Below are 21,552 nucleotides of genomic sequence, written 5' to 3'. Positions count from 1 at the left end.
GATTTAATGACGGGACAAAATTAAAAAAAAAAAATTACATAAGATATTTGTTTTTAAAAAAAGTATTGTAATTTTGCACCTAGTTAAAACGAAGAAACTAAATTATAAATTAAATTTTTAAACAATGAAAAAAATCCTATTTTTCCTACTTGCTGTAACATTTGGATTTGTTGCACAAGCGCAAAACAAAGCTGAAATCAAATTCGTTACCGAAGAAATCGACTACGGAACAATCAAACAAGGAGCCGATGGACTTCGTGTATTTGAGTTCAAAAACACAGGTAAAGCTCCTCTTGTAATTTCAGGAGCAGCTTCAAGCTGTGGTTGTACAGTACCTTCTTATCCAAAAGATCCTATCGCTCCAGGAGCTACTGGAAAAATTGAAGTAAAGTACGATACTCAACGTGTAGGGGCCATTGCTAAAACCATCTTGGTTACTTCCAATGCAACTGATACTCCTAGTATAGCCCTTAGAATTAAAGGTAAAGTAGAGGCTAATAACTAATAGTTAATCTAAAATACTTCAAAAGCTGTTCCTTCCAAGGAGGGAACAGCTTTTCTTACAAATAAAGAGAATATGAAACGAAATGAAAATATAGTGTTGCTCTCGCGTGATCATCATTTTGGCCTACTTCATATTTGGAAAATAAGACAAGGACTCAAAAAAGAAATCTCTGCAGAACGTATCGCTGCTTATATCTCTTCTTATTGGCAACAGAATCAAGAGGCACACTTCTTAGAAGAGGAAAAATATCTTTTCCCCTATATCAAACATGAATTGATAGACCAAGCCCTACGTGAACATGAACAAATCAGGCAAATCATAGCACAACTCGCTATGGCACCTACTGTCAAATTACTTGAGGAATATGCCGAATTGCTCAATGCTCATATCCGCTACGAAGAGCGCGTACTCTTTCCCTATATGGAAGAAAACCTTTCTGATGAAGCGCTTCAGCAAATAGGGAAAAATCTTACCGAGGAGCATCATACCGAAGTAGAGGAATATGCCGACGAATTTTGGAAATGATTTCCTAAAAAATAGTATTAATTCAAAGAAAATTTCTATCTTTGCACCCTTAATAAATTTGTTTATGATATTACCTATTATAGCCTACGGAGATCCCGTCCTTAGGAAAGTATGTGATACCATCCCTGAAGATTATCCAGAGCTTCCTAAGCTCATTGAAGATATGTTTCAAACTATGTATCATAGCAATGGGGTAGGGATTGCTGCTCCTCAGGTAGGACTCGCTATTCGCCTTTTTGTAGTAGATACCAATGGCTTTTCTGAAAATGAAGACCTTACTTCAGAGGAAAAAGAGTACCTCAAAAACTTTAAGAAAGTTTTTATCAATGCCAAAATTATTGAAGAAGAAGGACAGCCTTGGGCTTTTAATGAAGGATGCCTAAGTATTCCTGGAGTTACTGAGGATGTCTCTCGTAAGCCTACCCTTGTCATAGAATACCAAGATGAACACTTTGTAAAGCATACTGAAACCTTCACAGGACTTGCCGCACGTGTTATCCAACATGAATACGATCATATAGAGGGTATCCTCTTTACCGATCATCTCTCATCCTTCAAAAAACAACTACTTAAGAACAAACTCAACAATATAAGTAGTGGAAAAGTAAAGGTGAGCTATAAAATGAAATTTTTCGAAACAAATAAAAAAAGAACTCGTTAAAAATACAATATAATGAAGCTTAATCAAATATTGACTATTTCAGGAAAACCAGGTCTCTATCAGCTGCAATCCCGCACTCGAACAGGATTCTTAGCGCTTTCCCTTCTCGATGATAAACGTATTAGTATAGGACTGAGAAACAATGTAAGTCTGCTCTCTGAAATTGCGATCTATACCCTACAAGGAGAAAAACCTCTTGAGGAAATATTTAAGGCTATTAAGGAAAAAGAGGGAAATAATAAAACAAAAATCTCTCATAAGGCTCCCGATGCCGAATTGGAGGCTTATTTCTTCTCTGTTGTTCCTGATTATGATGAGGATAGGGTATATCCAAGTGATATAAAGAAAATTATACAATGGTATAACCTTTTGATTGATAGAGGATTCTTAGATGAGGATACTGAAAACTAACAATATAGATTGTATATTAATTAACCTATTGATAAATCACTTTGTGGAAGTCACAGAAAAGGCTTCTACAAAGTGTATTTTTTTGGAGATAAAAAAATGAAAAAAACTTTAATTTTTTTTGTTTTTTTAAAAATAAAGCCTTAAATTTGCGACAATGAAAGCAAATAGGTATTTTTTTTCCAAACACACTATAGGAGTGCTCTTTTGTATAGGATTGGCAGCACTTACATGGCTAGTAGGTAACCTCTCTAAGCCAGCCACCCAGCTATATACAGTAGAGGTGAATTATCCGAAAGCTGCCTTAGGTGAACTTATGGATGCACAGACTACCTCTACCGTAAAAGTGGAATTGGAAGCAATAGGATTTACCTTACTTAGATATGCTTTCTCTACTCCTACCCTCTCTCTAAATGTGAGTGAGCTTCGAAAGCTGGGCAGAGGAAGGTATGTCTTAAGCAAAGCCATGATCAACCAGCTGAACAAAGCCTATTTTCCTGATGCCAAGCTCCTAAGTATCCATCCTGATACGTTGAGCATTCACTATCATAAGATGCAACGGAAGAAAGTCCCCGTGAGATTACAGTTTTTATTCCCCCTACAGGAGGATTATCGTATTGATTCTTACCAGATTTTTCCAGATTCTGTTTGGGTAAGTAGCCAAGAGCGACAGATAGATACCCTTACAGCGGTCTATCTTAAGATAAAGAAGAATAATAAAATAAGCCACTCACTATCGGGGGATATCCCTCTTAAAAGCACCTCTCGGATACATTATGGTACAGATAAGATAAACTATTCATTACAGATAATTCGGGTGACAGAACAGCTCATGCAAGTACCTATACAATTACAGCATCAGCCACTCTCAGCCGAGGTGAAACTACTTCCCGATAGAACAAATATATTGCTATCCGGAAATATGCAGACTATAAGAGAGCTAAAACCTTCTGATATAGTGATTGTAGCAGACTATAACCAACGAAAAGAGCGAACCATCCCCCTGAAGGTCTCCAAGAAACCTCATGATATAGAGGTAAACCTTCAAGAACACACCCAAGTAGAATATCTTATCATACACCCATGATTATAACCGTAGGACTTACAGGAGGAATAGGAAGTGGTAAGACGACGATCGCTCGTCTTTTTGCCTCTGAGTTTGCCATTCCTATCTATATAGCTGATGTAAAGACAAAGGAGCTGATAGCTCATAATGTAGCATTACAACAACGGATAAAAGAACTCCTCGGTCAGCAGGCCTTTGTAGAAGGAAAGTACAATACAGCCTTTGTAGCCCAGATTGTCTTTTCCGACCCAGCTAAGCTTCAAGCGCTCAACGCTATCATACATCCTTATGTACAGGAGGATTTTGAGCAATGGAAACGCTCTCAACATAGCCCCTATGTGATCAAAGAATCTGCTATTCTCTTTGAGAGTGGCTCCTATAAGGATTGTGATTGTATCATTACCGTAACGGCTCCCCTGGAAGAACGAATAAATAGAGTAATGCTCCGTGATAAAATTGATAGAGAAACTGTGCTAAAAAGAATAAAAAATCAATGGAATGACGAAAATAAAATAAAATTATCAACATTTGTCGTTGATAATAGAGAATTATTTAGAAATTTAGATAAAATCAAAACAATCCATTCTAAAATAATGGAAATGACCATTGAAAATGCAGAAAATTAACCAAAAAGTTAAACATTGTTAAAAACTAAATAAATCAAAAAATTAATTATAATTTTGCCTGATGAATAAGAGAAGTTATATTGTAGCTCTAATACTCATGCCTATAGCCCTTATAGGGCTTATATCTATTCAGTTTTATTGGGTAAAAAGCTCTATTGATAATAAGGAAGAAGCCTTCACTCATTCAGTGCAACAAACGCTAAATTCCGTCTCTGAATCTGTAGAACTTAGAGAAATCAATAGATATATTACCCGATTTATAGAGCTAAAAGGAAAAGATAGCTTAGGTTCTTTGAAATCGTCACAAATTCGTGATCTCGTTTTTGTACAAGAGAATAAAAATACCAAGGAAACATTCACTTACAAACATCAAGTATTGGAGGAAGGTTATAAGGTGCCTTCCGAACTCTTTAACCTTCCCAAAGGGGATACCACCCAAATACGAAATTATGTAAGTAAGCAGACCTCTCGTACTTTTGGCCCTACGAAGGGACTGGACGGACAGCGCTTCGGTGGAACTACGGTTGAGGAAAAAACAGGACGTATCACCTCCTTTGACAAGGCCATGTTCGAGGAACTATTCCGTGAGGTATCAGCCAAGCTCTCTATAGAGGATAGAATAACAACCTCTCAGCTGGATGTCCTCCTTGAAAGAGAACTTAGAAATAGAGGCCTGAACCTTGACTTTGAGTTTGCAATCTATGATACATCTAAACCTCAAGGACAGGAGAAAACCTCTATCGCTTCTCAAAAATTTGACCCTAAGGCAAAGAATATATACACTATTCCGCTGCTAAGAAACCAACAAGGGGATTCACATTATCTATTGGAAGTGCATTTTCCCGATAGGCAACGCTACTTGCTCTCCTCGGTAATTATGCTGGCTATATGGGTTTGTATCTTTACAGCAATTATTATTTGGGCTTTCGCTAAGACTTTCATCCAAATGCGTACCCAAAAACAAATCAATGAGATCAAAACGGATTTCATTAATAATATGACTCATGAGTTCAAAACCCCTATCGCAACCATTAATTTGGCTCTTGATGCGATGAAGAACCCTCAGGTGATGTCCGATATGGAAAAAATGTCTTTCTATCTGAAGATGCTAAGAGATGAAAACAAACGCATGCACGCACATGTGGAGAATGTTTTGCAAATCTCTAAATTGGACAAAAACCAGGTAGAGATAGAGAAGGAACCTCTTGATGCTCATGAACTTATAGAAAATGCAGTGGCGCATGTACAGCTCTTGATCGAGGATAGAAAAGGTAAGATAAAGAAACATTTGCATGCCGAAAACTCGGATATTTTGGCCAATGAAATGCATTTTACCAATGTGATAGTCAATATATTAGAAAATGCTATCAAGTATTCGTCCGAAGCTCCTGATATTGATGTCTTTACCGAAGTGGCTCATAACAAATTGGTTATTCGTATTCAGGACAAAGGACAAGGAATGAGTAAGGCCGTTCTGAAGAAGATTTTTGAAAAATTCTATCGTGAGCATACCGGAGACCTACACAATGTCAAAGGACATGGATTGGGACTGGCCTATGTTAAGCGAATTGTAAAGTATCACGATGGAGAAGTGTATGCCGAAAGTGAGAAAGGAAAAGGAAGTACCTTTGTGATAAAGGTTCCTTTGATTATCTAAATATAGAAAATACTGATAATATATAAACGTAAAAAAATAATAATTTAAATTTGAAATAATGGAAGCAGTTAATAAAAAAATTCTATTAGTAGAAGACGATCCCAACTTTGGAACTGTACTAAAAGATTACCTATCCATGAGTGGCTTCGATGTTACCTTGGCTAAAAATGGGATGGAAGGCTTTGATAAGTTCCGTAAGGATCCTTATGATATGTGCATCTTGGACGTAATGATGCCTTATAAGGATGGTTTTACCCTTGCTAAAGAAATTCGTGAGAAAAATGAGAAAGTGCCTATTATTTTCCTTACCGCAAGAACTATGCGTGAAGATGTGATCAAAGGTTACAAATCAGGAGCCGATGACTATCTCAACAAGCCTTTTGACTCTGAAGTATTGCTCATGAAAATCCGCGCAATGCTCCAAAGAAAATCTATCGATACGGTAATTGATAGCAAGAAATTTGAGTTCCAAATAGGGGATTTCTTCCTCAACTCTAAGCTTCGTTTCCTTCGCTATAAGGACGAGGAACCTTTGAAACTCTCTCCTAAGGAAAATGAGCTTCTACGCCTATTGGCACTACATGAGAATGACCTTATGCCACGTGAGCTCGCTCTTAACAAAATATGGAAAGATGACAACTACTTCACTTCCCGTAGTATGGACGTATATATTGCTAAGCTCCGCAAGTACCTCAAAAAGGATGAAAATGTAGAGATCGTCAATATACATGGAGAAGGTTTCCGCCTACTTACCGGTAAGGAAGACGAAGAAGAAAACGCTTAAATTAAAGTAAAAAACTTATTTAGTTAAAAGGTAAAAAGTAAAGGTATCTTTTTACCTTTTACTTTTTATTTATCCCTAATCCCTATCACCAAATATGAATTGTTTTCCTAAAACAGACAGATTGTGTAATTATCATAGGATACAAGCCCTTTTCGAGCAGGGAAAGAGTCTCAAAAAGTATCCCTTGAAGCTCCTCTATCTTTCCTTGGACAAAGAGCAGGCGCCTACTCAGTTGCTCATAAGTGTCCCTAAGAGAAAACTCAAAAGAGCAGTGGATAGGAACCGTATCAAGCGGCTCATTAGGGAGAGCTATCGCAGGGAAAAACACCAGCTATCTTCCTTAGAACATTCCTATTCCTTGGCTTTTATCTATATGGGTCAGGAGCTGATTTCTTATGAGCAAATGTACACTTTGGTAGCAGCCTTGCTAAAACAATTTTCCTTGTCCGACTAAGCGCTGTTTTCTATTGAGATTTTGCTCGTGAAAAAATAATAGAAAATCATAGGTTATGTCATTATTTTTTTGTAAATTTGCAACTACAAATAAAGTTATATTATGAATTTACACGAATATCAAGCAAAGGAAATCCTCTCAGGGTTCGGAGTGCGCATACAGCGTGGTGTGGTAGCCGCTACAGCCGATGAGGCCGTGAAAGCTGCTGAAAAACTAACTCAAGACACTGGTACCCAATGGTATGTGGTAAAAGCTCAAATCCATGCAGGTGGACGTGGTAAAGGAGGAGGAGTGAAATTGGCTAAAAACTTAGACCAAGTTAAAGAAATCTCTTCTCAGATTATCGGAATGAACCTCGTCACTCCACAGACTCCTAAGGAAGGGAAAAAAGTACATCAGGTACTTATTGCCGAAGATGTATTCTATCCAGGGGAAACCGAACCAAAAGAATTCTATATGTCCGTACTGCTCAATCGTGCCAAAGGAAAGAATATGATTATGTATTCTACCGAAGGAGGTATGGATATAGAAACCGTAGCTGAAAAAACACCTCATCTGATCTTTACCGAGGAGATAGACCCCGAATTAGGACTGCTCCCTTTCCAAGCAAGAAATGTAGCTTTTAACTTAGGACTCGAAGGAGAAGCCTTCAAGGAAATGGTAAAGTTCGTAACAGCTCTCTACAAAGCTTATATCTCTTCTGATGCAAGCCTTTTTGAGATTAATCCTGTTTTGAAGACTTCCGATAATAAGATATTGGCTGTAGATGCTAAGGTGACAATTGATGACAATGCCCTCTATCGCCACAAAGACTATGCCGAATTGCGTGATACTCGTGAGGAACGTCCTATCGAAGTAGAGGCTAAGGCCGCTGGATTGAACTATGTAGACCTCGACGGTAATGTGGGCTGTATGGTCAATGGAGCTGGATTGGCGATGGCTACTATGGACTTGATTAAGCAAGCAGGAGGTGAACCAGCCAACTTCTTGGATGTAGGAGGTACTGCCGATGCTGCACGTGTGGAAACAGCCTTCCGTATCATCCTTAAAGACCCCAACGTAAAGGCTATTTTAGTGAATATATTCGGTGGTATTGTGCGTTGTGATCGTGTAGCTCAAGGTATTGTAGATGCATATAAGAATATGGGAGCCGACATTAAGGTGCCTATTATTGTACGTTTGCAAGGAACCAATGCTGAAATTGCTAAAGAATTGATTGATAAGTCTGGCCTTGCGGTACATTCTGCCATCCAATTTCAGGAAGCAGCCGACAAAGTAAAAGAAGTATTGAAGTAAAATTACAATTTATCCTTAGAAAGCCTTGCTTGTCAAGGCTTTCTTTTTAATATAATAGCTTATGTATAACTCTATTATCACAGGTACAGGGTATTATGTGCCTGAAAATGTGGTGACCAATGATGACCTCTCCAAGCTCATGGACACTTCTGATGCTTGGATTCAAGAGCGTACTGGTATACAGCAGCGGCATTTTGCAACCCGTGGTAAGGATACGACCACTTCTATGGGGGTACGTGCGGCTCAAATGGCTATGGAAAAAGCGCATATAGCCAAGGAAGATATTGATTTTTTGATTTTTGCTACTCTCAGTCCTGATTATTATTTCCCAGGTTGTGGGGTTTTGGCACAGCGAGAATTAGGCCTTAATACGGTAGGGGCTTTGGATATTCGCAACCAGTGTTCAGGCTTTATCTATGCCTTATCGGTAGCCGATCAGTTTATCAAGACAGGAATGTATAAGAATATCTTAGTTATAGCCTCCGAGATGCAGTCGCCTGCCTTAGACCTTACCACTCGCGGGCGCAATATGGCTGTACTCTTTGGGGATGGAGCAGGTGCCGCGGTGCTTTCCCGCTCTGAAAAACAAGGAAAGGGTATTCTCTCCTCTCACCTACATAGTGAAGGAGCCCATGCTGAAGAATTGGCAATCATCACCCCTGGAGTAGGGAAGAAGTGGGTGACCGATCTTCTGAAGGAGAATGACCCCGAAGACACTTCTTATTTTCCTTATATGAATGGGCAGTTTGTATTCAAAAATGCAGTGGTACGCTTCTCGGAAGTAATTATCGAAGCCCTTAAGACCAATAAGCTCTCCGAAAGCGATATAGACTTATTCATACCTCATCAGGCCAACCTGCGTATAGCGCAGTTTATCCAACAGAAATTCAAGCTCTCTGATGCACAAGTATTCAACAATATCCAACGATATGGCAATACCACAGCGGCTTCTATAGCGATAGCCTTAGCCGAAGCAGTGGAACAAGGGCGTATCAAGGAGGATGATACGGTACTCTTAGCAGCCTTCGGTAGTGGTTTCACTTGGGGAAGTGTAGTGATCAAGTGGTAGGATAAGCTCTCCTAAGTCCAACATAGCATTGATAAGCCCTATATACCTAAAGGAGGTGATATCTTCTTGGAATATGGGGCGTTCTTCTATCTTCCCTTCTTTCAAAAGTCGTTGTCGGCAAGTGCCATTAAGCAAGAAAGTAGTAGGGGTATACCACTTGACCCCATCAGAGAATACCAAATTGGCATAACTGCTATCGGTGACCATTCCTTCCTTTATGAAGATAACCTCATCGGTTGGGGCTTCTTTTTTAAGTTGGTTAAGTGCTTCTCTATCTAAAAATTTGTAGGAATAGGTCATATCTCCGACCTCCACACAGCTTATGGAATGGATAGTGGCTGTTTGATAGGGAAGTATTTCTAAAAAATAAGAAGAAGCATCATATACGAAGCGAATTTTGTATTTTCCTTTTGTCGGAAGAATGGTATCGCTTAGAATAGTTTCTAAAGAAAATACTTTTTCATCACTGAAAAAGTGAGAAAAAGTATTCCTTAAGCGTTCTTGGTGATATTCGATATGAAAAACATGACCATCTAACAATTTTAGGGTCTCTATAAACTTATTTTCTTGCATGTTTTAGTTGGGAATATATATTTTTTCCAATATTTCTTTATATTCACTTTCAGGCTTGCTCTGTGCAGTAATGCCTGCACCACTTTTATAATAGAATTTGTCTCCTATACGTTCGATAAATCGGATTAACACACAGGTATCAAGAGATTCTCCATCGAATATACCAGCAATTCCTGTATAATAACCTCTCTGATAAGTTTCTGCTTCGCGAATGATTTCCATAGTTTTCTCCCTTGGTGTTCCACAGATCGAACCAGCAGGAAGAAGTTTGGCTAAGATTTCTCCTAAATGTGCCTGCCAATCACTCTGAAGCGTTCCTATAATCTCTGAACTGGTCTGTAGCAGATTGCCTGTGGACTTTTCTATAACATCTACATAGCGAAACTTACTTACATGTATATCGGTGGCTACATGAGCTAAGTCTGTAGAAAGTAGAGCAACCACTTTTTTGTGTTCATCAATCTCTTTTGGATTGTTTAGCAACAAGGATTCCGCATCGGGCAAGGTAGCACTGATGGTTCCCTTCATAGGATAGGTTTTTATGCGATCTGCTTCTATTTTTACAAAGATTTCAGGGGAAAAACATACCCATTCATCTTTGTAAAGGATTTTATATTTGGCCTTAGCATTCTGATATACTTTATTTAGATCTACAGCATCTATTTCTGTAGCAAAAGTGAGGTTGATAAGTGCTGTATCTCCTTTTTCTAAGTGAGAAAATACCTTTTGAAAAGATTTTTCGAAAATAGGGTAGGGAATAGGGTGCTTTTCTATGAGAATAGGATTGGAAACAGCTGCTTTTTCTTCAGAGAAAGAGAATAGGATATCTTTTGGTAAGGCTGACAGCGGAAATACCTCTCCCGAAGTTCCTTGATAATTGATGACAAAAAAACAAGGAGTGCGTTTCTCTCCTAATTGATTGAGCGTTTTAGCCCATTGGGGAAGTGTATTCATTAGCTTTTTTTCTCTTCGTTAAAATAAATAAGGTAGTAGAACATACCGCGTTCTTCGTCCCAGCCCTTTTCTACAAATTTTTCAGCTGATTCAGGGTTGATGAAGTCCATACGGATCTGTACATTGGTATCCAGATCTATGATGTTTTTGATTTTCTTGCGCATATCCGATACGGCTTTGTTGACAATCGGGAAGGAGGAGACATCCTCTATATAGTATTTCTTTCCCTTGGTTTCCTTGAAGTTGTGAAATTCAGGAATCAGATCCATATAGCCTTCCTTAGGGCTTTGGTCTTCGTCGTCCTCATGAGCGGCAAATTCTTTTTTGAACACCTTGTCTCCCAATACTTCGTTGAGGAAATGAGTCTCCTCGAATTCATCGTTTTTGGCAAAGTGATTCACGGCACGGTTCATAAATAGGATCTCCTCCTGTTTTCCCTCGGTAGGGAGGACAACTTCTTTGGCAAAGTCCTGGCACATCTTGAGGTATTTCTTGGTAAAGAAAGCATCATCGGCAAGCACATCGATTCCTAAGAACTGTTCTGTCCAGTACTTGGTATCATAGCGGTTGCTATCTATCGAAAGAATTTTGTAACCACCTTCTTCATTGACATTGAAGATAAGACATCCCTTATCCAAGCGATTTACATTCACGCCTTCTTCTAAAAGAATGTCCAATTGGTTTTGTTCCTGTTCGAATTGAAGAAAGTTCTGTTTCATCTCCGACTTAAAGATTCCAATGGCTTCTACCTTGGTGTTGTCCAAGGTGATATGAGTAAGGTAGGCTACATATAGCTCTCCAGACTTGATATGCGGATGATTTGATTGTTCGTATAACAGTTGGGCTATACGTAGCGAATGGCTATGGATGGTGCTGGGATTGGCGAAAATCTCATAAGCGATAGAGAACATTTCGTTGAACTCCAAGGAGGTTTCATTGACAAACCGCATATAGTTTTCCTCCTTTTCCCTAAAGGATTTCAGAAAATATTCCTTCAGTACGCTGGTAATCTGATCGTTTAGGGCGTAGGGCTGTTGGGAGAGAAAGAGGTTTTCTCCCTTCTGCATATTCCCTACCTGATGGATGGAGAGGGATTCTATTTGGGTATTAAAGAGGTCTAACATTTTTTAAGGGTTAAAGAGGGCGCAAAGATAGGCAAAATTATTTTTCTAACAAGCGGTACCCCATATATCCTAAGGGGAGCGCCATTATCCCTAAGTAGAGGGCGTGTTCAAAAATAAGTAGGGGTTCAAAGAGGCCAATGACAAGGATTCCAAAGACAGCCCCTCCCAAGTGGGCGGCATGTCCTACATTGTCTCCCTCTCGGGGATGGAGCATTTGGTATACAGAATAACCGAAATAGATGGTACCAAAGAGCCAACCAGGGATAAAATTGACCCTTAGTTGTGGCATGAGGGCTATGGCTGCGAAAATAATTCCTGAGACCCCTCCAGAGGCTCCTATGGCCGAATAATAGGGCTGCTTTCGGTATAAGTATGAGCAAAATAAATTTCCTAAGACAATAGCTCCCAAATAGATAAGCATAAAAACTCCTGCTCCCATTTCCTCAATGATGATACGATGGAAGAAGAAAAGAGATATCATATTGAATATCAAGTGCTCCCACCCAGCATGCAGAAAGCCCGCTGAGAGCAGGCGTAGGTAGTCTCCCCCTTGTACGGCCTTGACATTGAACATATAGCGCCTGAAGAAAGCCTCATGGGTAAAGCCATAATAACTGATGCCTATAGTAAGGATAAGTATACTATAGAAGAGGATATCGGTAATCATTTCTTAGGCTTAAGAGTAATATTCGTCCTCACTATAGCCATGGTATTCGTCGAACTCATCTTGATCAAATTCAAAGTCATTGAATTCCGAATCGAACTCATCAAAATCCTCCGCCACGAAGTTCTTCTCAGGGGCATCCGCAGGGACAAACCCATGAGAGGCAAGGATATGAGGATAGCTAACGCCTTCTACCTCGGGAGCAATCTCCTTCAGATCTACGAAGAAAGTCCACATGTTGTAGAAATCATATACATAGAGGAAGTGGCGGTTATCCTCATCCATAACGGATTCCAAGATGGTATCGGCCATCACAGGAGTATCTCCTTCGGTATCAAAAAGACTATATTCCTCTCCCTGATTCCAGTCTTCATCACTCTTGTAGAAAGAGGCCATTTCTTCCCCATTGAACCCGAAGGAAGTAGAAATACATTTGTGAAAATCCTCTAAGTTGATATGGCTTTCCACTTCTATATCGCGGAATACATCGGTATCCACGTCCAAAATTACTCTAAATCGATATATCATATAATGAATATTTTCTAAGATTCTTTGTTGTAAAGGGTATTGTACATATCCTTGTATTTCTCAAGGATGATGCGGCGCTTGAGTTTCAGGGTAGGGGTGAGGTGTCCGGCATCTATACTCCACTCATCGGAGGTAAGTCCGAATACTTTTACTTGCTCCCACTTGCCCAATCGTTTATTGATACGCTCTATCTCTTGCCCGATGCGCTCATGTACGCGAGGATCCTTGGCTAAAGCCTCTTGGCTTAGGGTTGCTGTTTCTCCGTGTCGCTTGAGCCATTCACGAACGAAAGCAAAATTGGGTTGGATGAACGCCGCAGGCATCTTTTCACCTTCTCCTACGACCATAGCTTGTTCTATGAATCGGGATTGTTTGAGCTTGTTTTCTATATATTGGGGGGCTATATACTTCCCTCCTGAGGTTTTGAACATCTCTTTTTTACGGTCTGTGATAGTCAAAAAGCCTTCTTCATCCAATATACCAATGTCTCCGGTGTGGAAAAATCCATCTTGGTCAATAGCTTCTTTGGTCTGCTGCTCATTTTTGTAGTAACCCAGCATCACATTGGCACCTTTGCAGAGGATTTCGCCATCTTCGGCAATTTTTACCACTATATTATCTATGGGTTTTCCTATAGTACCTACCTTCCAAAGATGCCCACGCTCACAGTTTACCGAGATTACAGGTGCTGTTTCTGTAAGTCCATAGCCTTCCCATATGGGAATACCAGCCGCAGAGAATACTCTGACCAAGCGTGGTTGTAGCACTGCACTTCCACAAATCATCTGCAAGTGACCTCCTAAGGCTTTTTTCCACTTGGAGAAGATCAGTTTGCGGGCTATCTTAAGCTGTAGGGAGTACCACCAGCCATTTTTATCATAGGGTCCATAGCGGTAGCCCAATTGCAAAGCCCAAAAGAACAAACGCTTAGCTATACCCGAAAGGGCAATCCCTTTGTTGTAGATACTGTCAAAAACCTTTTCTACAACTCGAGGAACAACGGTGATAAGTCTTGGCTTTACCTCATTGATATTTACCGCTACCTTCTCAAAGGACTCGGCAAAGTATAGCCGAATACCATTGTATTGGTAAAGATAAGTGAGCATGCGCTCAAAGATATGACATACGGGCAGGAAGCTCAAGCAAACATCCCCTGGCTTTACAGGTACTCGGGATTGGCAGTTCTTGATATTGCTTAGGATATTCTCATGGGAGAGCATCACCCCTTTAGGACGTCCTGTCGTTCCTGAAGTATAGATAATAGTAGCCATATCCGTGCCTTGTATCTTAGCCTTGAGGGCTTCTACTTCGGATTGGTTAGCGGAGTCCTTTCCTAAAGAGAGTAATTCGCTCCAGCCCTGTACTCCCTCTATAGCATCGAAGGAAAGTATTTCCTCCAAGGTGGGCACTTCCGTGGCGATACTGGAGGCTTTCTCATATAAGTCTTTGTCCGAAACAAAGCAATACTTTACCTCTGCATGGTTGAAGATATATATGTAATCTTCCTTAGGGATCGTTGGGTAAATAGGAACATTGTAGGCACCTATCTGCATAATGGCCATATCCAAAATATGCCATTCGGTACGATTATTGGACGAGACCATGGCTACCTTATCCTTAGGCTTCACCCCTAATCGCAATAAGGCCCTGCTTACTTGGTTGATCCGATCTACATATTCCCCAGAGGAAATAGGAGTCCATTTTTCATTATATTTGGTGACTAAGGCATTCTCTATTGGATATTGCTCTAATTGATAAAAAGGAATATCGAATAGGCGTGTTACATCCTTCATGAAATGAAAATTTTTAGTGCATTATATTCTTGTGCAAATGTACAAAAAATAATGGTTAATAGTTATATGGTTAATCATAAATTAATTTGATTTTAGATTAATATGCTCATTTACAGTTTTTTACTATGAATCATATCGTCTTTTCTACCTTCTTATGAGCGGCCTTATTGGGGTTGTTGAAAAATAAAAATTAAAGCGTAGAAAACTAATAAAAGAACTTAAAATCAGCTCTTTGCTAAAAAAAATAGAATAAAAAAGCTCAAATGTGGACTAAAGAAATGAACAGTGTGTTTTTTGTTTCAAAAAAGCATGTATTTTTGCACAAGATTTCAGTTACAGCTCACAATAATATAAGTGCTTAAAAATTAAAGATATGGAAAATATTTCTCCACAAACTATCGAATCCGTAGTGGCACCGCGTACTGTTCCTACACTTGAGAAAGGAAAAATCCCTCCCCAAGATATAAACTTGGAAGAGATAGTACTTGGAGGAATGCTTATAGATAAGCGTGGGGTGGATGAGGTGATTGACATTCTTATCGATGAGGCCTTCTATGCGCCTGCCCATCAGAAGATATATGCTGCTATTGATAAGTTGTTCAAGGACTCAAAACCAATAGATCTGCTTACAGTACGGGAACAGCTGACCAAGGATGGTACTCTTAAGGAAATTGGAGGAGGGGCTTATTTGGTATATCTGACCGAAAAAGTGTCTTCTTCGGCTAATATTGAATTTCATGCGCGTATTCTTATCCAAAAATATATTCAGCGTAGACTGATCAAGATGTCCAACGAGGTGATAGAAATGGCCTATAACGAGGAGACTGATGTCTTTGACCTTTTGGATAGTGCCGAAGAAAAACTCTTTGCTATCACTCAGGGGAATATCACTCGTACCTCTGAATCTGCTCGTGAATTGGTCATACAAGCTAGAAAGAAAATACTAGAGTTGCATAACCGAAAGGAGGAGTTCAGTGGGATACCTTCTGGCTTTACCAAGGTGGATGAACTGACCGCAGGCTGGCAACCTACCGACCTTATTATCGTGGCAGCTCGTCCGGCCATGGGGAAAACGGCCTTTACCCTCAGTATGGCACGCAATATAGCGGTAGATAGCAAGGTGGCTGTGGCATTCTTTTCCTTGGAGATGTCTTCCATTCAGCTCATCACCAGGCTTATCTCTTCTGAAACGGGGATAAGCTCCGATAAGCTCCGTACCGGAAAGCTCACCTCGGAGGATTTCGAACGCCTTACCTACAAGACCCAAGCCCTCTTGGATGCACCTTTGTATATCGATGATACGCCTTCTCTCTCCATCTTCGACCTTCGCGCTAAGGCTCGTAAAATGGTCTCCCAGTATGGGGTGAAAATTATCTTTATTGACTACCTACAGCTGCTCACCGCTAATGCTTCTGGAAAGAATGTAGGTAACCGAGAGCAGGAAATTTCTACCATCTCTCGTAACCTTAAGGCCTTGGCCAAGGAGTTGAACTTACCTATCATCGCTCTTTCTCAGCTTTCTCGTAATGTAGAAAATCGTTTAGGACACAAGCGTCCTCAGCTCTCTGACCTCCGTGAATCCGGAGCCATAGAGCAGGATGCGGATATCGTAACCTTCCTATACCGTCCTGAATATTACAAATTGGACACTTGGGATGATACCGAGGGCTCTCCTACGACCAATCAGGCAGAGTTTATCATAGCCAAGCACCGCAACGGAGGCTTGGACAATATCCGTTTGCAGTTCGTCGAAGGGGTCTTTAGTAACCTTAGTTCGCTCTATTCTGGACAAGTACCAACAGGAGAAGGACAAGTACAATCCTATTCTTCTAAATATAATAACCAAGACCAAGAACGTGTCCCTACAGATGTACCTAAAGGAAGCATAGGAAGTGCCTTCGGAGGGGATAAGCCTGATACTTCGGATGTGCCTTTCTAATTACTTGATGAGTTTGGCTATCTCACGGAATTTCTCATGAGTGGAGCCTCCTAATAGGCTGAAGAGGGCACCCTCTACACAACTGATTTTTCCTCCTGCCTGTTTGACCATCTTAAGGCCTATATTTTTGTTCTCCATTGTGCGGGAAGAAACAGCATCGGCTACCACAAATACTTCATAACCAGCTTTTACCAAGTCTGCTGTAGTTTGGTAGATACAGATATGGGTCTCTACCCCAATAAGGAGTACCTGCTTGCGGACATTATCTTCGATGGCTTTGGCTATGGCTTCTGTACGATAAGCGGAGAAAGTAGCTTTGCTAAGAGGGGATAGCCCTGCCAAGTGAGGAACTAAGCTGGAGTGAGTAGCTCCCAACTTCTCAGGAGTCTGTTCTGCCCATACAATAGGGAGATTAAGTAGCCTGCTACCCTGTATCAGCTGGCTGCTACCCTTTAGCACCTGCTCGCTCTGATAGACAATTTCGGATAATTTCCCTTGAATATCAAGGATAACTAATTGAGTGTCATTAATAGCTAACATATTTATTTTTTTAAATAGACACAACAAAGATAGTCAAAATATGGGAAATATAGCCAATTATTAAGGAAAAAATAAAATTCACTGAATAGTTGTTTATAACTCCAAAAAGTATTACCTTTGCACACCAAAAGTAAGGTTATTTTCTCCTTTTGAAAATGGAAGAATGGATTGAAAAAATAGAGAGATTACTTCCCCAAGTACAGCAATATGTACATTTTTTGGAAGCGAGAAACAAGGAACTGACAGTGCAAGTAACTGTATTGACCTCTGAGCTGGAAGAACAAAAACAGCAAGGACAACTACAACAACAGAAATATCAGGCCTTGAAACTAACCCAAGCTCTTTTAGGCAGTGATGAAACTAAAACGGAAGCAAAACTCAAAATAGCTAGGCTCATTCGTGAAATAGAACAATGTATTGTGCAACTTTCTCAAAATAAAGAACACAAAAATAATGAGTAAAAAGTTACGTATTACCTTGAAAATAGCCGATAGGTCTTACCCCTTGAGGATTCTCCCTGAACAAGAACAAGCCTATCGGGAGGCAGCAGAGAGAATTAACAAACAAATTGCATATTTTGAGCAATATTTCCCTATAAAAGACCGACAAGACTCCTTGGCGATGTGTGCCATATCCTTGGCAACGCCTCTCTTTCAGGAAAGTCTTGCTGATGAAAATCAAAAGGAAAAAAATATAGAAAGATTAGAAAAAATACATCAGACTTTAGTAGAAATCAGTAATAATAGATAAAAATTACTGCCTGTAAGAATAGTTTTTTTGGTAAACTCAACAGAAAATAATTCAAAAGGGTGAGTCAAACCACCAAAGCGCGCCATCTCTTTGCAGATGGATACTTGAAGGGTTTGGTAGCTCTAAACATGCTTTTTAGGAGTTTATTCATATATCTTTCTTGCAGGCTTTTTTGTATAACTATATTTTATTTTATGGACGGAACAATGTCAATAGTAGGTAGTGCCATTATAGGAATATTTGTAGGAGGCATCTTAGTGTGGTATTCTTTGAAAAAAAGACAAGAAAAGTATGCTTTTAAGGTGGTTAAGGATGCTCAAGAAGAATCCCAAAATATCCTAAAACAGGCAAAAGTAGAAGCTGAAAACATCAAAAAAGAAAAAATCTACCAAGCAAAAGAAAAGTTCTTAGAACTTAAGGCAGAACATGAGAAACTTATCTTAGCTAAAGAAAAGAAAATCTCAGAAACAGAAAAACGCATTAAAGACAAGGAATCTCAAGTCTCCAATGAGCTGGCTCAGAACAAAAAGCTCAATGAAGAACTCACTCAAAAAAATCAAGAATGCGAATACCGCCTCTCCCTTGTGGATAAAAAGCAAGAGGAAGTGGACAGATTACACAAAAGCCAAGTGAAACAACTCGAAGTCATCTCCGGACTTACAGCCGAAGAGGCTAAAACACAACTGATAGATTCGCTCAAAAGTGAGGCTAAAACCGATGCAATGGCTTATATACAAACGACCATTGAGGAGGCTAAGCTCACCGCCCGTCAGGAAGCGAAAAAGATTATTATTAATACGATACAACGTATCGGAACCGAAGAGGCTATTGATAACTGTGTCTCTGTGTTCAACCTCGAATCCGATGATGTTAAAGGGCGTATTATAGGCCGTGAAGGACGTAATATCCGTGCCTTAGAAGCCGCTACAGGGGTTGAAATTATAGTAGATGATACCCCAGAGGCGATCATCCTCTCTTGCTTCGATTCTGTACGTCGTGAGATAGCACGCCTTTCCTTGCACAAGCTCGTTACCGATGGACGTATTCACCCGGCTCGCATCGAGGAAGTGGTGGAAAAGACAACCAAACAAGTGGAGGACGAAATAGCCGAAATAGGAAAACGTACCATTATTGATTTGGGTATTCATGGGCTTCATCCTGAACTTATCAAGGCGGTAGGGCGTATGAAGTACCGTTCCTCTTATGGACAAAACCTCTTGCAGCACTCTCGCGAAGTGGCTCGCCTATGTGGGCTTATGGCTGCCGAATTGGGACTCAATGTCAAATTGGCCAAGCGTGCTGGACTTCTACACGATATAGGAAAGGTTCCCGAAACTGATACCGAAACCCCTCACGCACTCTTGGGTATGGAATGGGCTCAAAAATATGGTGAAAAACCTGAGGTATGCAACGCCATAGGAGCACACCATGATGAGATTGAGATGACTTCTTTACTATCTCCTATTGTACAAGTGTGCGATGCTATCTCTGGAGCAAGACCTGGAGCACGCCGACAAGTGCTGGACTCCTATATCCAACGCCTCAAGGAACTCGAAGATACTGCTTTCTCCTTCCAAGGAGTCAAAAAAGCCTATGCCATACAGGCAGGACGCGAACTGCGCGTGATTGTAGAAAGCGAAAAAGTATCGGACGAAAAAGCGGCTGAACTCTCTTTCAATCTTTCTCAAAAGATACAAACCGATATGACCTATCCAGGACAGGTAAAAGTAACCGTTATCCGTGAAACAAGAGCTGTAAATATTGCAAAATAGTCATTAGTGATTGGTCGTTAGAAGCTAATCACTAATCGCTAATCACAGATTTATGAGATTTCTTTATTATCCCTTATTTTTATCATTGGTAGCTTGTTCGCAGCTGGTTACACCTCCTAAAAAACTACTCTCCGAATCCGATATGGAAGCTGTTTTTTATGATTTGGCAATACTCAACGCTGCCAAAAATATAGATGCCTTCTCTTTTGAAAAAAAAGGAGTGGATGTGCCTTCTATTATTTACAAAAAATATAAAATAGATAGCCTGGAGCTGGCACAGAACATATCCTATTATTCTTCGAATATAGAAGAATGTAGAAAAATACTTAAAAAAGTAGAATTGCGTTTGAAAGAAGAAGATAGTCTCTTACAACAACAAACGCCCCTACAGCCACCTCCGCCACAGGAGTTACCCTCGGACTCTTTGAAATAGCTATTTTATGGAATGGACACCACTTGTTTACGAAAGAATGGATTGGATATCCTTGATATTTCTATTAATATTAGGGATGGTGGCTTTTATAAAGGCTTATCATACTTTCCGTTTTAGGGAATTTCTCGGTTTGCTTACCAATAACAGATATATCATTATCTTCAATAAGCGCGAACGTAGTGGGGTGCTTTTTACCTTTTCCTTGTTAATAATACAGTGGGCTATACTGAGTATTACTATTTGGAATTTGCTTAAGTATTTCCATATAAAATTTTCTTTTTACGCCATACCGGATCAGTATCTGATAATGGTGGGTGTCGCTCTTTTTATATTTATCAAGATAGTCTTGCAGCGTTTGGTCAGCTATGTATTTGATATGGATACTTTTTCTCGATCCTATCTTTTTGTACGCCTAAGCTATTCTAACTATGCGGGATTTGTTTTAGTATTTTTGCTCTTTTTGAATATCTATGGAGTAAAGAGTAATATATATTTGTTTGCCTTTTCATTAATCGTATTTTTGTACATACAAGTGCTTGGATTGGTGTCGTTTGCAAAATTATATAAAAATCAATTAAAGCAGTATTGGTATTATTTTATTTTGTATATTTGCGCCTTCGAAATAGTCCCTTATATTTTTATCAATCATTGGATATCTAATCAATAAATTAAAAGACTATGAAAGTGAAAACAATCTTGGTTTCTCAGCCAGAGCAGTCTGAAAATTCACCTTATCATCAAATTGTAGAAAAATACAAAGTGAAAATTGATTTTCGTCCTTTTACAGAGGTACAAGGAGTTACAGGAAAGGATCTCAGGGCTCAAAAGATTGAACTTCAGAACCACACTGCTATTATTCTTACCAGCAGAAATGCGGTAGATCATTTCTTCAGAGTAGCGGAAGAGATGCGCTTCAAGGTGCCTGATACCATGCGCTATTTTTGCCTTTCAGAGGCTGTGGCTTTCTATTTACAGAAATATATAACTTATAGAAAGAGAAAAATATATGTGGGTAAAAAGGATTTTGCAGACCTACTCCCTTTTCTGAAAAAGCATAAGGAAGAAAAATTCTTGTTTCCAACCTCAGAGGTACTTAGTCCTACAATAGAAAAATCATTGAATGACCTGAAACTCAATTGGACACGAGGTATTTTGTTCAAGACAGCCCATGCCGATATTTCTGATCTGAAGGATGTAAATTATGATGTGATTGCTTTTTTTAGTCCTGCTGGGGTGGAATCCTTGTTTAAGAACTTTTCTGACTTTAAGCAAGGAGATACACGAATCGCAGTCTTCGGAACATCTACACTCAAGTCAGCCCAAGAGGCAGGTCTTAAGGTGGATATTCAAGCACCACTCCCTGAAACACCTTCTATGACAATGGCTTTGGAAAAATATTTAGAAAAAACTAATAAGAAATAAGGGTGTCCT

The 21,552-nt window shown here is 39.6% G+C and carries 25 protein-coding genes and 1 other RNA gene; 19 read left to right on the top strand and 7 right to left on the bottom strand.

What is annotated here, in order from left to right; genetic code table 11:
• Positions 1 to 124: 124 nt before the first annotated feature.
• The 11 genes from HMPREF1551_RS04895 (at position 125) to HMPREF1551_RS04845 (ending at position 9,051) form a co-directional block, all read left to right on the top strand.
• Entirely contained in the window at positions 125 to 505 is a 381-nt protein-coding gene (locus HMPREF1551_RS04895) for a DUF1573 domain-containing protein (protein ID WP_021627945.1), read from the top strand.
• 72 nt (positions 506 to 577) lie between these two features.
• Entirely contained in the window at positions 578 to 1,030 is a 453-nt protein-coding gene (locus HMPREF1551_RS04890; protein WP_021627944.1) for a hemerythrin domain-containing protein, read from the top strand.
• A 64-nt stretch (positions 1,031 to 1,094) separates the two neighbouring features.
• Positions 1,095 to 1,691, top strand: coding sequence for a peptide deformylase (gene def / locus HMPREF1551_RS04885; RefSeq protein WP_034544314.1), 597 nt, complete (start codon positions 1,095 to 1,097; stop codon positions 1,689 to 1,691).
• A gap of 12 nt (positions 1,692 to 1,703) precedes the next feature.
• Positions 1,704 to 2,102, top strand: a complete 399-nt coding sequence (locus HMPREF1551_RS04880; RefSeq protein ID WP_021627942.1) for a DUF5606 domain-containing protein — start codon at positions 1,704 to 1,706, stop codon at positions 2,100 to 2,102.
• Between the two features lie 154 nt (positions 2,103 to 2,256).
• Positions 2,257 to 3,186, top strand: a complete 930-nt coding sequence (locus HMPREF1551_RS04875; protein ID WP_021627940.1) for a hypothetical protein — start codon at positions 2,257 to 2,259, stop codon at positions 3,184 to 3,186.
• On the top strand, positions 3,183 to 3,791 hold the full coding sequence (gene coaE / locus HMPREF1551_RS04870) for a dephospho-CoA kinase (RefSeq protein ID WP_021627939.1): 609 nt from the start codon (positions 3,183 to 3,185) through the stop codon (positions 3,789 to 3,791). The genes HMPREF1551_RS04875 and coaE overlap by 4 nt, the downstream gene beginning before the upstream one ends.
• Before the next feature lie 61 nt (positions 3,792 to 3,852).
• Positions 3,853 to 5,448, top strand: a complete 1,596-nt coding sequence (locus HMPREF1551_RS04865; RefSeq protein WP_021627938.1) for a sensor histidine kinase — start codon at positions 3,853 to 3,855, stop codon at positions 5,446 to 5,448.
• A gap of 58 nt (positions 5,449 to 5,506) precedes the next feature.
• Positions 5,507 to 6,232 (top strand): response regulator transcription factor, encoded by a 726-nt coding sequence (locus HMPREF1551_RS04860; protein ID WP_009745989.1) that lies wholly within the window; start codon positions 5,507 to 5,509, stop codon positions 6,230 to 6,232.
• Between the two features lie 94 nt (positions 6,233 to 6,326).
• Positions 6,327 to 6,686 (top strand): ribonuclease P protein component, encoded by a 360-nt coding sequence (gene rnpA, locus HMPREF1551_RS04855; RefSeq protein ID WP_021627937.1) that lies wholly within the window; start codon positions 6,327 to 6,329, stop codon positions 6,684 to 6,686.
• A 102-nt stretch (positions 6,687 to 6,788) separates the two neighbouring features.
• Positions 6,789 to 7,982, top strand: a complete 1,194-nt coding sequence (sucC, locus tag HMPREF1551_RS04850) for an ADP-forming succinate--CoA ligase subunit beta (protein ID WP_021627936.1) — start codon at positions 6,789 to 6,791, stop codon at positions 7,980 to 7,982.
• Positions 7,983 to 8,043: 61 nt separating this feature from the next.
• Complete coding sequence (locus tag HMPREF1551_RS04845) at positions 8,044 to 9,051, top strand: 3-oxoacyl-ACP synthase III family protein (protein WP_021627935.1); 1,008 nt, start codon at positions 8,044 to 8,046, stop codon at positions 9,049 to 9,051.
• On the opposite strand, the gene HMPREF1551_RS04840 is transcribed toward HMPREF1551_RS04845, so the two are convergent.
• From HMPREF1551_RS04840 to HMPREF1551_RS04815, 6 genes are read right to left on the bottom strand one after another with little or no spacing between them, the layout of a single operon-like run.
• Positions 8,998 to 9,624, bottom strand: coding sequence for an aminotransferase class IV (locus HMPREF1551_RS04840; RefSeq protein ID WP_021627934.1), 627 nt, complete (start codon positions 9,622 to 9,624; stop codon positions 8,998 to 9,000). The genes HMPREF1551_RS04845 and HMPREF1551_RS04840 overlap by 54 nt on opposite strands.
• 3 nt (positions 9,625 to 9,627) lie before the next feature.
• A complete protein-coding gene (locus tag HMPREF1551_RS04835; protein ID WP_021627933.1) occupies positions 9,628 to 10,578 on the bottom strand; it encodes an aminodeoxychorismate synthase component I in 951 nt (316 codons plus the stop codon).
• Entirely contained in the window at positions 10,578 to 11,702 is a 1,125-nt protein-coding gene (locus HMPREF1551_RS04830) for a nucleoid-associated protein (RefSeq protein WP_021627932.1), read from the bottom strand. The genes HMPREF1551_RS04835 and HMPREF1551_RS04830 overlap by 1 nt, the downstream gene beginning before the upstream one ends.
• A gap of 37 nt (positions 11,703 to 11,739) precedes the next feature.
• Complete coding sequence (locus HMPREF1551_RS04825) at positions 11,740 to 12,369, bottom strand: rhomboid family intramembrane serine protease (RefSeq protein ID WP_021627931.1); 630 nt, start codon at positions 12,367 to 12,369, stop codon at positions 11,740 to 11,742.
• 9 nt (positions 12,370 to 12,378) lie between these two features.
• Positions 12,379 to 12,894 (bottom strand): IS1096 element passenger TnpR family protein, encoded by a 516-nt coding sequence (locus tag HMPREF1551_RS04820; protein WP_021627930.1) that lies wholly within the window; start codon positions 12,892 to 12,894, stop codon positions 12,379 to 12,381.
• A 14-nt stretch (positions 12,895 to 12,908) separates the two neighbouring features.
• Complete coding sequence (locus HMPREF1551_RS04815; RefSeq protein WP_021627929.1) at positions 12,909 to 14,687, bottom strand: AMP-dependent synthetase/ligase; 1,779 nt, start codon at positions 14,685 to 14,687, stop codon at positions 12,909 to 12,911.
• 373 nt (positions 14,688 to 15,060) lie between these two features.
• On the opposite strand from HMPREF1551_RS04815, the gene dnaB reads away from it, so the two are divergent.
• Positions 15,061 to 16,626, top strand: coding sequence for a replicative DNA helicase (dnaB, locus tag HMPREF1551_RS04810; RefSeq protein WP_021627928.1), 1,566 nt, complete (start codon positions 15,061 to 15,063; stop codon positions 16,624 to 16,626).
• Here the strand turns inward: dnaB and HMPREF1551_RS04805 are convergent, their stop codons facing one another.
• Complete coding sequence (locus tag HMPREF1551_RS04805; protein WP_021627927.1) at positions 16,627 to 17,166, bottom strand: isochorismatase family protein; 540 nt, start codon at positions 17,164 to 17,166, stop codon at positions 16,627 to 16,629.
• A 155-nt stretch (positions 17,167 to 17,321) separates the two neighbouring features.
• Between HMPREF1551_RS04805 and HMPREF1551_RS04800 the strand changes: the two genes are divergently transcribed.
• The 7 genes from HMPREF1551_RS04800 to HMPREF1551_RS04775 all read left to right on the top strand — a co-directional run bounded on the left by HMPREF1551_RS04800 (position 17,322) and on the right by HMPREF1551_RS04775 (position 21,543).
• Entirely contained in the window at positions 17,322 to 17,627 is a 306-nt protein-coding gene (locus tag HMPREF1551_RS04800) for a hypothetical protein (protein WP_021627925.1), read from the top strand.
• The gene (locus tag HMPREF1551_RS04795) at positions 17,620 to 17,916 is read left to right on the top strand and encodes a cell division protein ZapA (RefSeq protein ID WP_021627924.1); all 297 of its coding nucleotides are present in this window, start codon (positions 17,620 to 17,622) and stop codon (positions 17,914 to 17,916) included. Before HMPREF1551_RS04800 ends, HMPREF1551_RS04795 begins: the two co-directional genes overlap by 8 nt.
• 34 nt (positions 17,917 to 17,950) lie before the next feature.
• A non-coding RNA gene (gene ssrS, locus HMPREF1551_RS13370) (6S RNA) lies at positions 17,951 to 18,061 on the top strand.
• A gap of 49 nt (positions 18,062 to 18,110) precedes the next feature.
• On the top strand, positions 18,111 to 19,688 hold the full coding sequence (gene rny / locus HMPREF1551_RS04790) for a ribonuclease Y (RefSeq protein WP_021627923.1): 1,578 nt from the start codon (positions 18,111 to 18,113) through the stop codon (positions 19,686 to 19,688).
• A 52-nt stretch (positions 19,689 to 19,740) separates the two neighbouring features.
• Complete coding sequence (locus HMPREF1551_RS04785) at positions 19,741 to 20,121, top strand: DUF4296 domain-containing protein (RefSeq protein WP_021627922.1); 381 nt, start codon at positions 19,741 to 19,743, stop codon at positions 20,119 to 20,121.
• Between the two features lie 7 nt (positions 20,122 to 20,128).
• Positions 20,129 to 20,788, top strand: coding sequence for a DUF4271 domain-containing protein (locus HMPREF1551_RS04780; protein ID WP_021627921.1), 660 nt, complete (start codon positions 20,129 to 20,131; stop codon positions 20,786 to 20,788).
• Between the two features lie 11 nt (positions 20,789 to 20,799).
• Positions 20,800 to 21,543, top strand: coding sequence for a uroporphyrinogen-III synthase (locus tag HMPREF1551_RS04775; protein ID WP_021627920.1), 744 nt, complete (start codon positions 20,800 to 20,802; stop codon positions 21,541 to 21,543).
• Positions 21,544 to 21,552: the final 9 nt, after the last annotated feature.

Origin of the sequence: Capnocytophaga sp. oral taxon 863 str. F0517 (assembly GCF_000466425.1) — a bacterium.
In the GTDB taxonomy this organism is placed as follows: Bacteria; Bacteroidota; Bacteroidia; order Flavobacteriales; family Flavobacteriaceae; genus Capnocytophaga.
This window is presented reverse-complemented; position numbering and strand designations above follow the sequence as displayed.

Bases quoted from the DNA above. Each gene is read 5' to 3' on its own strand.
- coaE (WP_021627939.1), top strand. From the start codon at position 3,183: ATGATTATAACCGTAGGACTTACAGGAGGAATAGGAAGTGGTAAGACG.
- sucC (WP_021627936.1), top strand. From the start codon at position 6,789: ATGAATTTACACGAATATCAAGCAAAGGAAATCCTCTCAGGGTTCGGA.
- HMPREF1551_RS04775 (WP_021627920.1), top strand. From the start codon at position 20,800: ATGAAAGTGAAAACAATCTTGGTTTCTCAGCCAGAGCAGTCTGAAAAT.
- HMPREF1551_RS04835 (WP_021627933.1), bottom strand. From the start codon at position 10,578: ATGAATACACTTCCCCAATGGGCTAAAACGCTCAATCAATTAGGAGAG.
- HMPREF1551_RS04820 (WP_021627930.1), bottom strand. From the start codon at position 12,894: ATGATATATCGATTTAGAGTAATTTTGGACGTGGATACCGATGTATTC.
- HMPREF1551_RS04895 (WP_021627945.1), top strand. From the start codon at position 125: ATGAAAAAAATCCTATTTTTCCTACTTGCTGTAACATTTGGATTTGTT.
- HMPREF1551_RS04785 (WP_021627922.1), top strand. From the start codon at position 19,741: ATGAGATTTCTTTATTATCCCTTATTTTTATCATTGGTAGCTTGTTCG.
- rny (WP_021627923.1), top strand. From the start codon at position 18,111: ATGGACGGAACAATGTCAATAGTAGGTAGTGCCATTATAGGAATATTT.
- def (WP_034544314.1), top strand. From the start codon at position 1,095: ATGATATTACCTATTATAGCCTACGGAGATCCCGTCCTTAGGAAAGTA.
- HMPREF1551_RS04815 (WP_021627929.1), bottom strand. From the start codon at position 14,687: ATGAAGGATGTAACACGCCTATTCGATATTCCTTTTTATCAATTAGAG.
- HMPREF1551_RS04865 (WP_021627938.1), top strand. From the start codon at position 3,853: ATGAATAAGAGAAGTTATATTGTAGCTCTAATACTCATGCCTATAGCC.
- HMPREF1551_RS04840 (WP_021627934.1), bottom strand. From the start codon at position 9,624: ATGCAAGAAAATAAGTTTATAGAGACCCTAAAATTGTTAGATGGTCAT.
- HMPREF1551_RS04780 (WP_021627921.1), top strand. From the start codon at position 20,129: ATGGAATGGACACCACTTGTTTACGAAAGAATGGATTGGATATCCTTG.
- HMPREF1551_RS04830 (WP_021627932.1), bottom strand. From the start codon at position 11,702: ATGTTAGACCTCTTTAATACCCAAATAGAATCCCTCTCCATCCATCAG.
- HMPREF1551_RS04795 (WP_021627924.1), top strand. From the start codon at position 17,620: ATGAGTAAAAAGTTACGTATTACCTTGAAAATAGCCGATAGGTCTTAC.
- HMPREF1551_RS04880 (WP_021627942.1), top strand. From the start codon at position 1,704: ATGAAGCTTAATCAAATATTGACTATTTCAGGAAAACCAGGTCTCTAT.
- dnaB (WP_021627928.1), top strand. From the start codon at position 15,061: ATGGAAAATATTTCTCCACAAACTATCGAATCCGTAGTGGCACCGCGT.
- HMPREF1551_RS04875 (WP_021627940.1), top strand. From the start codon at position 2,257: ATGAAAGCAAATAGGTATTTTTTTTCCAAACACACTATAGGAGTGCTC.
- HMPREF1551_RS04805 (WP_021627927.1), bottom strand. From the start codon at position 17,166: ATGTTAGCTATTAATGACACTCAATTAGTTATCCTTGATATTCAAGGG.
- HMPREF1551_RS04825 (WP_021627931.1), bottom strand. From the start codon at position 12,369: ATGATTACCGATATCCTCTTCTATAGTATACTTATCCTTACTATAGGC.
- HMPREF1551_RS04845 (WP_021627935.1), top strand. From the start codon at position 8,044: ATGTATAACTCTATTATCACAGGTACAGGGTATTATGTGCCTGAAAAT.
- HMPREF1551_RS04800 (WP_021627925.1), top strand. From the start codon at position 17,322: ATGGAAGAATGGATTGAAAAAATAGAGAGATTACTTCCCCAAGTACAG.
- HMPREF1551_RS04890 (WP_021627944.1), top strand. From the start codon at position 578: ATGAAACGAAATGAAAATATAGTGTTGCTCTCGCGTGATCATCATTTT.
- rnpA (WP_021627937.1), top strand. From the start codon at position 6,327: ATGAATTGTTTTCCTAAAACAGACAGATTGTGTAATTATCATAGGATA.
- HMPREF1551_RS04860 (WP_009745989.1), top strand. From the start codon at position 5,507: ATGGAAGCAGTTAATAAAAAAATTCTATTAGTAGAAGACGATCCCAAC.